This is a genomic window from Streptomyces sp. CA-181903 (genome assembly GCF_050937075.1).
Lineage (GTDB): Bacteria > Actinomycetota > Actinomycetes > Streptomycetales > Streptomycetaceae > Streptomyces.
In genome coordinates this window covers 7,131,373-7,144,165 of sequence record NZ_JBNJLY010000001.1, presented here as the reverse complement: position 1 = coordinate 7,144,165, position 12,793 = coordinate 7,131,373, and the positions used below count along the sequence as shown (strand labels likewise).

The window sequence follows — 12,793 nt, the reverse complement described above, 5'->3', positions numbered from 1 at the left end:
CCGGTGTGACGGCGGGAGGTGCCGCTCCGGTGCTCCGGCGCGTGTGCGAGGCTGGAGGCGTTCCCGGCGGTCGACCCGGCCGCGCGCCCGGCCGCCGCCGGGTGCGTACCGGAAAGGGACTGGGACATGTTGCAGCACAGAACCGTCGGCGATCTGATGACGCACTCGGTGGTACGGGTGCAGCGCGGCACTCTGTTCACGGAGATCGTGCACGTGCTGCACGAGCACGACATCACGGCGGTTCCGGTGGTGGACGCGGAGGACCGCCCGGTGGGAGTGGTCTCGGAGGCCGACCTGCTGGCGAAGGCGGCCCGGCGGGTGGACCCGTCGCTCCCGGCGGCGGTGCGCGCCAAGCACGAGGCGACGACGGCCGAGGGCCTGATGACCAGTCCGGCGGTGTGCGCCCGCCCGGACTGGAGCGTCGTGGAGGCGGCCCGGACGATGGAGGAACGGCACGTCAAGCGGCTGCCGGTGGTGGACGCCGAGGGCCGGCTGGTGGGCCTGGTGAGCCGGAGCGACCTGCTGCGGGTCTTCCTGCGCGACGACCGCGCCATCCGGCAGGAGATCATCGAGGACGTGCTGGTCCGCACCCTGCACGAGCCGCCGTCCGGCATCGGCGTCGAGGTGACCAACGGGCAGGTGCGGCTGAGCGGTTCGGTACGGGACGAGGGCCTGGTCCCGGTCCTCGTCCGGCTGTGCGGCAGCGTGGACGGTGTGGTGAGCGTCGACCACCACCTGACCGTGGGGCCCGCGTAGGAGCGGGCCGGCGGGCCGGGACGGGGGTCGGCGGGCGATCGCCGCGGCACGCCTCCCGGGGATCGCTCCGTCCGCTAGGGCGAACGCTCTACCCAGGTAGGCTGCGAGGATGAAGACGACCACAGGGAAGAGCGCCGGTGCGGGCGCCGTCCTCGACACCCGCGAACGGATCGTCCGCGCGGCCTCCCGGCTGATGCAGCGCCAGGGGTACGACGGCACCGGGATCAAACAGATCTCCCAGGAGGCGGAGGCCACGCTCGGCTCCCTCTACCACTTCTTCCCGGGCGGCAAGCAGGAGTTGGCGGTCGCGGCGATCCGCCACGGCGACGAGGAGTTCGCCGACATCCTGCGCGGCGCGCTGGAGAGCGCGGAGGACCCGGGCGACGCGCTCGTCGCCTGCACCGGCACGCTCGCGGAGATCCTGCGCGCGTCCGACTGGACGGACGGCTGCCCGGTCACCGCCACCGCGCTGGGCACGGTGGGCCGCGCCCCCGACATCCAGCGGGCGGCCGCCGAGGCGTTCGCCCGCTGGCGCGGGCTCGTCCACGCCAAGCTGACCGCCGCGGGACTTCCCGAGGACGACGCCCGCGACCTCGCGCACACGGTGATCAGCACCCTGGAGGGCGCGGAGCTGGCCGCCCAGGTGTCGCGCAGCGAGGAACCCCTGCACACGGCCGGCCGCCACCTGGCCCGGCTGATCGCCTGCTACCGGTGAGGCGGTCCCGGCCGGGCCGGTAGGCTCGCCCGGACGGTCACGACGATCACCCCATCCGGCCGGTGGTCACCACGTACAGGGAGACGGACAGGCATGCAGGCGTGGGCCCCCGGCGGCCGCTCGTGGGAGCGGGCGCTGACCGCCGCCGACATCGACGACCCCCGGCTGCGCGCCGCCTACACTCGGCAGCGCGCCGTGGTCGCCGGCTACCGCAGACACGCCTACTTGGCGGTACGGCTGCTGCTGCCGCCCGCGCTCGTCCCGCACGCCATCGCCACCACGGCGTTCATGCACCACACCGACAACCTCCTCGACCGGGGCCCCGCGCGGCCGGCGCCTGGCCCGACTGGGAGGCCCGGGTCCGGGCCGGGCTGGCCGGGGAGAAGGCCGCGGACGGCCACCCCGTCCTCGCGCCGCTGCTGCGCACGGTCGCCGCGCATCCCCGACTGCGCGGCCACGTCGAGGACTTCCTCGCCGGCGCGCCCCTGGAGCGGGACACCACCGGGTTCGCCACCGAGGCCGACTACCAGAAGTACGTCGACGTCTACGCGCTCCCCGCGTTCATGACGATCGCCGGGCTGCTGCTCGCGCCGGAGGCCGACGCGGACGCCTCCGGCGAGGTCTGCCGCGCCTACATCGACGGCAGCCAGCGCCTCGACTTCGTCAACGACCTGTCCGAGGACCTGCGGGACGGCCGGCTCGGCCTCTCCGAGGAGGCGCTGGCGCGGTACGGCGTCACCCGGGCCGCGCTGGCACGCGGCCGGGACGCGCCCGGCGTCCGCGACCTGCTGCGCGACCAGCTCCTCCAGGCCCGCCGCGACCTGCTCGCGGCCCGGCGGCTGGTGGCCTTCACCCCGCCCGGGCACCGCGCCTTCACCCGGGCGGTGATCGCCCTGGAGACGCTGACCGCCGACGCCGCCCTGGCCGCCGGGCCGGCGGTGCTGCGCCGGCCCGTCCGGCCGCCGCTGCCGGGCGCGTCGGCGGTGCTGCTGCGCGAATACCGCCGCAGGGGGCGCTGACCGCCCCCGGGGGGCGGGGACTGCCCGGGGGCGGCGGGGATCCGGCCGGGGGGCGGGAGCCGCGCACACGGACGGCGCAGTCCGGAACCGCGAACCCCAGCCGACGACACCCGGGCCGCGAGCCCCGAGCCGGCGCCCGCCCGTCAGCCCCTGCCACCCCCGCCGGCCCCCGTCAGTCCTTGGCGTCCGCATAGCACTCCGCCACGGCGACCGTGAACGGGAAGCGGGTGGGCGTCTCCCCGAACGCGAGGCGCCCCGCCTCGTCCCCGGCCCACCGGATGACGTCCGCCACCCCCGCGGCCTCCTCCTCCGGGCAGTGCACGATCAGCTCGTCGTGCTGGAAGAAGACCAGCTCGGCCCGGAACCCGGCCAGTGCCTGCCGGACCAGGGCGAGCACGATCAGGGCCCAGTCGGCCGCGCTGCCCTGGACGACGAAGTTCCGCGTGAACCGGCCGCGGGCGCGCGCCGCGCCGGAGGACCCGGCCGGCTCGTCCTGCGGCAGGCCCGGCTCGTCGGGCACGGCGGTCGAGGCGGGCGGGCAGGTGCGCCCGAGCCACGTCCGCACCAGCCGTCCGTCCTCCCCCGCCCGTGCCGCGTCGTCGACGTGGGCCACGGCCCGGGGGAAGCGGCGGCGCAGGTCCGCCAGGTGTTTGAGGCCGTCCCCCGAGGTCTGCCCGTAGACGGCGCCCAGCATGGCGAGCTTGGCCCGGTCCCGGTCGCCGGAGAACGCCCGCTCGGCCAGGTCGGCGTAGAGGTCGCGGCCGGTTCCCGCGACCTCCATCAGCCCGGGGTCGCGGGAGACGGCGGCCAGCACCCGGGGTTCGATCTGGTCGGCGTCGGCGACGACGAGGCGCCGGCCGGGGTCGGCGACCACGGCCCGCCGGATCACCTTGGGGATCTGCAGGGCGCCGCCCCCGTTGGTCGTCCACCGGCCGGTCACCGTGCCGCCCGGCACGTACTCGGGGCGGAACCGGCCGTCGCGGACCCACGTCTGGAGCCACTGCCAGCCGTGCGCGGTGTGCAGCCGGTAGAGCTTCTTGTACTCCAGCAGCGGCCTGACGGCCGGGTGGTCGATGCCGCGCAGCTCCCAGGCGCGGGTCGAGGAGAGGGCGACGCCCTCGCGGGCGAAGGCGCGGACGATGTCGGCGGGCAGGTCGGGCCGGACCCGGACGCCGCCGAACGCGCGCGACACCTCGTCCGCGAGCTCGGCCAGCCGCCGGGTCTCCTGCCCGCCCGGGTACCGCTCCCCCAGCAGCTCCGTCAGCAGCGCCCGGTGGACGTCGGCGCGCCAGGGCACCCCCGCGCGGGACATCTCGGCGGCGACGAGGGTGCCCGCCGACTCGGCCGCGATCAGCAGCCGCGTCCGCCCGGGGTGTTCGGTGTCCTTCACCCGGGCCTGCTGGTCCGCGTGGACGGCGAGGAGGGCGTCCAGCGGATCGGTGCCCGGCGGCAGCGGGACCGGGCCCGGCTCGAACAGCGACGGCTGGCCGTCCGGCGCGCGGGCGGGCGGGTCGGCGGGGACGGGCAGCCCGCGCAGCCGCGCCCACGCGGCGGCCAGCGACCGCGGCTGCCCGGACTGGCCCTCCGCGTACCCCATGAGCAGCGCCTCCGCCGCCTCCACGTCGTAGCACCGCTCGACGCGCACCCCGGCCGCAGCCGCCCGCCCGTACAGCTCCGCCGTCGACCGCCAGATCCACCGCGTCGCGTCCGGCCGGGCCCGGACGGCGTCGGCCAGGCTGCGCTCCACGACGGCGGGCCCGGCCGCCCGTCCGTCGACGTCGACCGGGCACAGCCGTACGCTCTCGTCCCCCGCGCCCGCGGCGCCCACCAGTGCCCATCTCACGTTCGCAGTGTCGCACCGGGGTCTGACAACGGGCCCCGGCCGGGCCGCGCCGCCGAGACGTGCGGGCGGCGCGGCCCGGTGGCACGCTGAACCCATGGCCCGGCCCAACGAAGAGGTCGAGGCGCTGCTCCAGGAGTACGCCGACCTCGTCGCCATCACCGGCGGCGACGCGTTCAAGGCGCGCGCCTACGAGAAGGCGGCCCGCGCGGTCGGCGGGTTCCCGGACGACGTCTCGGGCATGGACGTCAAGGCGCTGCGCGACATCCCCAACGTCGGGAAGTCGATCGCCGAGAAGGTCGTGGAGTATCTGAGGACCGGGCGGGTCGCGGCCTTCGAGGAGACCCGCGCGTCCGTCCCGGCGGGGGTGCGGGAGCTGCTCACCATCCCCACCCTCGGGCCCAAGAAGGCGCTCGCCCTCTACGAGGAGCTCCGCGTCTCCTCCGTCGCGGAACTGCTCGACGCCGTCCGCGCGGAACGGCTGCGCGACCTCAAGGGGTTCGGGGAGAAGACCGAGCGGAACATCCTGCACGGCATCGAACTCATGCAGAAGGCCGGCGGGCGGATCCTGCTCTCGGCGGCCCTGGAGGCGGCGGAGAAGGTCGTCGCCGAGCTGTCGCGCGTCCCCGGCTGCGCCGACTGCGCGTACGCGGGGTCGCTGCGGCGCATGCGGGAGACCATCGGCGACATCGACGTCCTGGTCGCGGCCGACGACCCAGAGCCGTTCATGGAGGCGTTCCGCGCCCTCCCGGACACCGCGGAGGTCATCGCCGGCGGCCGGAAGAAGACCTCGATCCGCACGTCGACGGGGCTTCAGGTGGACCTCCGCGTCCTGCCGCCGGACGCGTGGGGCGCGGGCCTGCTCTACTTCACCGGCTCCAAGGCGCACAACATCCGGATCCGCGAGATCGCCGTCCGCAAGGAGCTGAAGCTCTCCGAGTACGGCCTGTTCCGCGTCAGGACCGGCCGGAAGGTCGCCTCGCGCACGGAGGAGGAGGTCTACGCCCGGCTCGGGCTGCCGTGGATCCCGCCGGCCCTGCGCGAGGACCGCGGCGAGATCGCCGCCGCGCTGCGGGGCGACCTCCCGGACCTGATCACCGAGGACGACGTGCGCGGCGACCTCCACACCCACACCGACCTCACGGACGGCGTCTCGTCCCTGGAGGACATGGTGGCCGCGGCGGCGGAGCGCGGCTACGCGTACTACGCCGTCACCGATCACGCCCCGAACCTGTACATGCAGCGGATGACGGACGAGAAGATCCTGGCCCAGCGGGAGCGGGTGCGGGCGCTGGACGGGAAGCACCGGAAGATGCGCCTCCTGCACGGCACCGAGCTGAACATCGGTCCGGACGGCGAGCTGGACTGGCCGGACGACTTCCTCGCCGGCTTCGACCTGTGCGTGGCGTCCGTGCACTCCCACTTCCACCAGACCCGCGAGGAACTGACCCGCCGGCTGGTCCGGGCCTGCGAGAACCCCCACGTCTCCGTCCTCGGCCACCCCACCACCCGGCGGATCGGCAAGCGGTCGGGCATCGACGCGGACTTCGACGAGGTCTTCAGGGCCTGTGCCCGCACCGGCACCGCCCTGGAGATCAACTCTCATCCGGAGCGGCTGGACCTCTGCGACGAGGACATCCTGCGGGCGCGCCGGCACGGCGTGAAGTTCGCGGTGAACACGGACGCGCACTCGGTGACGCACCTGCCGTACCTGCGGTTCGGGGTCGGGACGGCCCGGCGCGGCTGGCTCACCGCCGACGACGTCGTCAACACATGGCCGCCGCAGAAGCTGAGGCGTTTCCTGGACGAGGGGCGGCGGCGCGGCTGACCAGGGCCGGGACGGCGGCCCGGGCCGCGGGGCGGCCTAGACTGGGCGGGTCATCCCGCGCCGTGCCCGCCGGTCCGGCCCGGAACCCCGCCCCCGCCCGGCAGGAGTCGCCGCTCCGCCGTGGCCACGCCCAGAGGAACCGCGCGCACCGTGCCCGACATACGCGACGTCCCCGACATCGACCCCCTGGACCTGCGGGCCGACTGCGGCAGCTGTTTCGCGCTCTGCTGCGTGGCTCTGCCGTTCGCGGTGTCGGCCGACTTCGCGATGGACAAAGAGGCCGGGAAGCCGTGCCCGAACCTGCGGGAGGACTTCCGCTGCGGCACGCACACCACGCTCAGGGAGAAAGGTTTCTCCGGGTGCACGGTGTACGACTGCTTCGGCGCCGGGCAGAAGGTCTCGCGGGTCACCTTCGGCGGGACCAGCTGGCGGGAGGCGCCGGAGACGGCCAAGGCGATGTTCGACGTGTTCCCGGTGATGCGGCAGTTGCACGAGCTGCTGCGGTACCTGGCCGAGGTACTGGCGCTGCCGAAGGCCCGGCCGGTCCACCGTGACGCCCGCCGGATGCTCGGCGAGGTCGAGGCGCTGACCCGGTCGCACGCCGGGGTGCTCCTCGGGCTGGACGTCCCCGCGCTCCGGCAGGAGGTGAACGTCCTGCTGCTGCGCGCGAGCGAGCTGGTGCGCGGCCGGGAGGGGAGCGGCAAGGGGAAGAACCGGCGCGGTGCCGATCTGATGGGCGCCCGCCTCCGGGGCGCGGACCTGCGGGCGGCGAACCTGCGCGGCGCGTACCTGATCGCCGCCGACCTCTCGGGGGCCGACCTCCGCTCGGCCGATCTGATCGGCGCCGATTTGCGCGACGCGAACCTCGCGGGGGCGGATCTGACGGGCGCCTTCTTCCTCACCCAGCTCCAGGTGAACGCGGCCAAGGGCGACGCGCGGACCCGGCTGCCCGAGGGGCTGGACCGGCCGGAGCACTGGGAGCGTTAGCACGCCGCGCGCACGGCGCGGAGGGGCGGCCGCGCGCCGCCCCCTGTGCTCCGGCGCCGGTCACCGGCCGAGCCCAGGCGCGCGGCAGGGAGCCCTTCACGGGCGTTCGTCCGCCTTTCACCCCCGTGCTCCCCGAACGCCGGGGATTGTGGCGGTCCGCCCCGGGCACGGGGAACCTCGGCGGCCCGGAACGCGGGGTTCAGCCCGTGCCCGACGGCCGCTCCGGCCGTCACGCCACCGCGCCGGACCGCCGCCCACGTCGGTACGAACCCTCGGAGCGCTCGTGAACGCTCGCTGCACTTACGGTGTCGCCCCGGGGGCGCTGCCGCTCCTCGGCCACGCCCTGCCCCTCGTCCGCGACCCCCTCGCCTTCCTCGACGCGCTGCCCGGCCGCGGCGACCTGGTCCAGGTCCGGGTCGGTCCGCTCCGGGCGGTGGTGGTCTGCGATCCCGAACTGACCCGCCGGGTGCTGCGGGACGACCAAACCTTCGACAAGGGCGGCCCGCTCTACGAACGGATCCGGGAGGTGACCGGGAACGGGCTGGCGAGCTGCCCGCACCGGGACCACCGCGCGCAGCGGCGGCTGCTGCAACCGGCGTTCCACTCCGCCCGGATGGCGGCGTACGCCGAGGTGATGTCCCGGCAGGCGCGGGTGACGACCGGGGCGTGGCGCGACGGCGGGACGATCGACGCCGCCGACGAGATGCTCGCGCTCAGCGCGCGGATCACCGTTTCGGCGATGTTCGGCGCGGAGGCGGACGACGCGCGGCTCGCGCCGCTCCTGGACGACTTCACCACCGTGGTGGCGGGCATCCCGCGGCGTGCCCTCGTCCGGGCGGCCGACCGGCTGCCGATGCCGGGCAACCGCCGCTATGAGCGGGCGCGTTCCCGGCTGCGGGCGGCGATCGGGCGGGTGGTCGCCGGTCACCCCGGCGCCTCGGACGGGGCCTCCGGCGGTCGTACCGGCCCGGACGGCGACGACGACCTGCTGTCCCTGCTGCTGGCCGCCGGCCGGGACGGGCCGGACGGCCGGGCGCTGTCCGAGTCCGAGATCACCGACCAGCTCGTCACCTTCTTCGCCGCCGGCACCGAGACCAGCGGCAGCGCCCTGGCCTGGTCCCTGCACCTGCTGGGCGGCCACCCCGAGGTGGCCCGCCGGCTCCGCGCGGAGGTGGACGCGGTGCTGGGCACCGCCCCCGCCGCGACCCTCGCCCACCTGCCGGACCTGCGGCTCACGGCGGCGGTGGTCAACGAGGCGCTGCGGCTGTACCCGCCGGCCTGGCTGCTCACCCGTACCACCACCGGCGACACCAGCATCGGCGGGCACGTCCTTCCCTCCGGTACGACCGTGATCTACAGCGCCTACCTCCTCCACCGGCGGCCGGACCTGTTCCCCGACCCCGAGCGCTTCGACCCGGACCGCTGGCTCGCCGCGCCGGGCGCCCCCGCTCCCCCGCGCACGGCGTTCCTGCCGTTCGGCAGCGGGCCCCGCAAGTGCATCGGCGACGTCTTCGCCCTCACCGAGGCGGCCCTGGCGCTGGCGACCGTCGTCGCGGACTGGGAGCTGCGCCCGGCCGACGGCCGCCGGGTCCGCCCGGCGCCCCGCCTCGTCCTGAGCCCGCACCGGCTGCCGATGATCACGGCGGCGCGGGTCAGGGGCGGCTGAGCCGGTGCGGGCCGGGCGGCGACCGGACGCGGGAGGGGCGGCCGCCCGTCAGGCGGCGGGGGCGACGGTGAGGAAGCCGCCCACGCACATCCGCTTCACCAGCCGGATCTGCGCGGGCGTGAGGCGCCCGGCGATCTCGCCGTACTTCACCGGGCCGGCGCTCAGCAGTTCCCACAGTTCGTCCACGCCGTCCCGGCGGGCGTCCGCGTCGATGGACGGGCCGTGCGGGTCGTCGGTGGAGTGGATGCGTTTGCAGGGCACGGTGTCGCGCAGCGGCGCCGGTACCGCGGCGTGGTGGGTCAGCGGGTTGCGCCAGTACTCCGCCATGCCGTCCAGGACGGCGGGCGGGAGCTGGACGTTGGCGGGCGGGTTGGTGGCCTTGAAGCCCGGGACCAGCATGGTGACGCTGTCGCGGAGGGCGGTGGTGGGGGCCAGGGTGAGGACGGCGTCGGGGGTGAGTCCGGCCGGTTCGGCCAGGGCGGTGGCGGACAGGTAGGGGCCCGCCGCGTCCAGGTCTTCCACCCGGCGGCTGTTGTGCGTCATGACGTCCAGCAGGGCGGGCTGGAACGCCGTGTTGAGCAGGGCGTCGAAGGTCTGCTCGCGGATGCCGAGGTCGGCGCCGGTGCCCCGGGTGTTCCAGTAGACGCTGTCCGGGTTGTTCTTGGCGATGGCGTGGTACCACTGGTCGATCATCAGGGCGAACGTCTCGGCGGTGCCGTGCCACTTGTCGTTGTAGTCGCGCCAGAGCTGCCGCCGGTCGTCCTCGGCCAGGCTGCCGTCGGTGGTCTTCAGCAGCAGCAGCGCGGCGGCCTGGGCCTGGGTGAGGGCGACCGCGACGCCGGAGGAGAAGAGGGGGTCGACGAAGAAGGCCGCGTCGCCGACGAGCAGGTGCCGCTCGTCGTAGTCGCCGAACTCCTCCGCGACGCGCGAGTAGTTGGTGGCGGTGATCATGCCGTCCGCGACCGGGACGACGTCGGTGATGAGGTCCTTGAGGTACGGGACCTCGCGCACGGCGGCGAGGAACGTCGCCTGGTCGGTGTAGTCGCGGCCGGGCTCCTTGAGGACGGCCGGGTTGGTGACGATGCCGACGGAGTGGGTGAGGACGCGCCGGCCGTCGATGATCTTCGGTACGGGGATGTACCAGCACCACCCGTCCCGGAAGGCGAAGCAGCCGATGGGCGAGAAGTTGTCCGAGGTGAACACGTTCCAGTCGGCGGGCAGGTTCTGGGTGTGCCCGCCGCCGGTGAAGTGCTGCCAGATGGCGATGTTCTTGAAGTTCGAGAGCCAGCCGCGCTTGTTGCGGGCGGCGGAGACGCTGCTCTGGCGTCCCGAGGCGTCGACGAAGTACCCGGCGCGGACCGACGTTCCGTCGGCGAGGCGGACCACCCCGCCGTTCGCGTCGGGTTCGTAGGCGGTGACGGCGGTGCCCTGGAAGACGTCGACGCCCACGTCGGCGGCGTGGTCCAGCAGGATGTGGTCGAACTCGGCCCGGTTGACGTGCATCGTCCAGCGCAGCACGCCGTCCTTCTCGAACAGCGCCCGGTCGAAGAGGGCGACGCTCGGCCGGTCCGGGTCCCAGGCGTACACGCCGCCGTACTTCTTCACCCAGCACGGGCTGGCGAGGACCTTGGCGAGGGCCCCGCTCTCCTGGAGCGCGGGGACCACGGGGTGGGCGAACGACTCGCCGATGTGCTCGCGCGGGAACACTTCCTTGTCGAAGATCGCCGTCCGCAGGTCGCTGCGCTGGGCGAGCAGGGCACCGAGGGTGGAGCCGGCCGGCCCGCCACCCATGATCACGACGTCGTAGTACTCCCGCACGGTGCTGACCTTTCGTTCGCTGAACAGGTGGGTTCGCTCACTGAACAGGTGGGTGCCGAATGTCCGAGGGACCGGAGGGTGGAGGAAGGCGGCTCGGGGGCCCGGTGGGGGCCGTCCGCCCGGTGGCAGCGCGGCAGGGCGCGCGCATCGGGGGCGGGACCGTAGGAGGCCGTCGATCGCCGAACGGGCCGCGCACCGCCCCGTTGTTCCGCGCCTGGCTCGGAATCGACGCCCTGACGGTACGCGGCGCCGGCGGCTCCGTCCATGCGTGTGCGCGACCTGAACGGGCGGCCCGAGCTGGAGCGTTGGACTCCGCCGATGGCTCCCGGCGCCGGCCGCCGGAGCGGCGGGACGCCGTGCGGGGCCGGTGGGGCGCTTCCGTTTCCGGCCGGCGGCGCGACGGAAGCGTACCTTCGTCCCCGCGCGTCCACCGGCGGAAAACCGCGGCAGAAGACCGGATCCCCTTATACCGGTTCCGCTTCCAAGTCTGCTGCCCGACAAGGGAGTTCGATCTTCCGCCCGGCAGCCGGTTATACCCTCCGTTAACCTCTTGCCTGGATCGGAAGCGCATGGTTAGCGTAAAGACGCAGCACCATCAGTCATGCGGGGGAACGCGGGGGATCTGATGAGTGACGATGGCGGCTCCATGCCTTTTCTGACACCGGTCCTGAGTGCGACGACGCGCGCCGACGTGCCGGTCGACTCCTTACTGTCCGCCGACTCGCCGCGCACCAACGGCCTGGACCGGGCGTACATCGACACGCTGGTCGCGCTTGAGGACGAGCTTCCGCCGATCGTCGTGCACCGGCCCACCGGGCGGGTGATCGACGGGATGCACCGGCTCGCCGCCGCCCGCGTCCGGGGCGACCGCACCATCAGCGCCTACCTGCTGGACATGCCCGAGCGGAACGTGTTCGCCACCGCGGTGAGCTTGAACATCACCCACGGCAAACCGCTCAGCCATGACGACCGGCTGGCCGCCGCCGCCCGGATCCTCCGGGAGAGCCCGGCGCTCTCGGACCGGTACGTCGCGTCCGTCACCGCCCTGTCGCCCAGGACCGTCTCGCGGGTACGGCGTTCAAGCGTCGACGTTGCCCACTTGAACACCCGGATCGGACTGGACGGCAAGCGCCGCCGCGCGGACGTGGCGAGCGTCGCCAGCGGCCGGCTGCGCGCGGTCGAGGTGATACGGCAGCGCCCCGAGGCGAGTCTGCGCGAGATCGCCCGGCTCGCCGGGATCTCGCTCGGCACCGCGCACGACGTGAAGAAGCGCCTGCTCCTCGGCATGGACCCGGTGCCCCAGGGCTCCGGCGCCGCCGTCGAACGCGCCCGTGAGCCGCGGTCCGAGCCGCGTCCGGAGACCCGCATCGCCGAGGCGCCGTCCCTGCGGGACGCGCGTGACCGGCTGGACCGGCTCCGCAAGGACCCGGCGCTGCGGCTCTCCCAGTCCGGCCGCTTCCTGCTGCGCGGCTTCGCCGTGCACGACCTCGACGCCACGGTGTGGGCGAAGCTCGCCGCCACCATCCCGCCGCACTGCGCGGACGGGATCACCCAGCTGGCACGGGAGTGCGCCGACGTGTGGGCCCGCTTCGCCGAGCAGGTGGAACGGGAGGCGCAGGCCGGGGAGGCCGGCCAGGCTGCCGAGCCGGCCGGGGGACGGTCCCGGCCGCGGGCCTGACCCGACCACGGGCGGACTCTCCCCTCCCTCTCGCCGGCCGGGCACCGCCCTTCTCCGCCCGCCGAGGGCGCCGCCCGGCGCCCTGCCCAGGACACCACGCGCCCGCGTGACCGGATGGCTTCAACGCCGTCCGGTCACGCGGGCGTTCGGCATGTCGGAAGCCCCGCACCCCGTCCGTCGCCGCGCCGGTGCACCGCACCCGCCCGTCCGGCCGTCCCGGTGCGCGTGCGCCGCACCGCGTCCGTTCGCCGTCCCGGCGGCCCCGCCCGCCGTCCGCCGCCGCCCCGGCGCGACACCCCTGCCCCACCGGTCTTCGCTGGCCCCTCACGCCCGTCCGGCCCCGTTCGTCACACCGGTCGGCGGGCCGGGTGTCGAACACGCCTTCCCCGAGGAGCCGTTGTGGGAGGATTCCCAGGCCGGATCGGGCCGACGGACGCCAGGCGCCACCGCCGTCACGACCGGCTTCGCCCGCAGAGGTTCCGTTCA

Annotated in this window: 9 protein-coding genes; 7 read left to right on the top strand and 2 right to left on the bottom strand. The window is 74.8% G+C overall.

The features are described 5' to 3' along the window. Window positions 1-129: 129 nt before the first annotated feature. From ACQEVS_RS31655 to ACQEVS_RS31645, 3 genes are all read left to right on the top strand, one after another. Window positions 130-756, top strand: coding sequence for a CBS domain-containing protein (locus tag ACQEVS_RS31655; RefSeq protein ID WP_433028111.1), 627 nt, complete (start codon window positions 130-132; stop codon window positions 754-756). A 109-nt stretch (window positions 757-865) separates the two neighbouring features. Then, a complete protein-coding gene (locus ACQEVS_RS31650) occupies window positions 866-1,471 on the top strand; it encodes a TetR/AcrR family transcriptional regulator (protein ID WP_433026549.1) in 606 nt (201 codons plus the stop codon). A 62-nt stretch (window positions 1,472-1,533) separates the two neighbouring features. Next, window positions 1,534-2,490, top strand: coding sequence for a squalene/phytoene synthase family protein (locus tag ACQEVS_RS31645; protein WP_433026546.1), 957 nt, complete (start codon window positions 1,534-1,536; stop codon window positions 2,488-2,490). Between the two features lie 172 nt (window positions 2,491-2,662). On the opposite strand, the gene ACQEVS_RS31640 is transcribed toward ACQEVS_RS31645, so the two are convergent. Further along, a complete protein-coding gene (locus tag ACQEVS_RS31640) occupies window positions 2,663-4,333 on the bottom strand; it encodes a bifunctional 3'-5' exonuclease/DNA polymerase (protein WP_433026543.1) in 1,671 nt (556 codons plus the stop codon). A 94-nt stretch (window positions 4,334-4,427) separates the two neighbouring features. Between ACQEVS_RS31640 and polX the strand changes: the two genes are divergently transcribed. The 3 genes from polX (at window position 4,428) to ACQEVS_RS31625 (ending at window position 8,811) form a co-directional block, all read left to right on the top strand. Continuing rightward, window positions 4,428-6,158: a DNA polymerase/3'-5' exonuclease PolX gene (polX, locus tag ACQEVS_RS31635; RefSeq protein ID WP_433026540.1), complete on the top strand. Its 1,731-nt coding sequence runs from the start codon at window positions 4,428-4,430 to the stop codon at window positions 6,156-6,158. Between the two features lie 150 nt (window positions 6,159-6,308). After that, window positions 6,309-7,145, top strand: coding sequence for a pentapeptide repeat-containing protein (locus tag ACQEVS_RS31630; RefSeq protein WP_433026537.1), 837 nt, complete (start codon window positions 6,309-6,311; stop codon window positions 7,143-7,145). 283 nt (window positions 7,146-7,428) lie between these two features. Further along, window positions 7,429-8,811: a cytochrome P450 gene (locus ACQEVS_RS31625; protein WP_433026534.1), complete on the top strand. Its 1,383-nt coding sequence runs from the start codon at window positions 7,429-7,431 to the stop codon at window positions 8,809-8,811. Window positions 8,812-8,859: 48 nt separating this feature from the next. On the opposite strand, the gene ACQEVS_RS31620 is transcribed toward ACQEVS_RS31625, so the two are convergent. Continuing rightward, window positions 8,860-10,629, bottom strand: a complete 1,770-nt coding sequence (locus ACQEVS_RS31620) for an NAD(P)/FAD-dependent oxidoreductase (RefSeq protein WP_433026531.1) — start codon at window positions 10,627-10,629, stop codon at window positions 8,860-8,862. A 625-nt stretch (window positions 10,630-11,254) separates the two neighbouring features. Between ACQEVS_RS31620 and ACQEVS_RS31615 the strand changes: the two genes are divergently transcribed. After that, the gene (locus ACQEVS_RS31615; protein ID WP_433026528.1) at window positions 11,255-12,307 is read left to right on the top strand and encodes a hypothetical protein; all 1,053 of its coding nucleotides are present in this window, start codon (window positions 11,255-11,257) and stop codon (window positions 12,305-12,307) included. The last annotated feature ends 486 nt before the right edge of the window (window positions 12,308-12,793 follow it).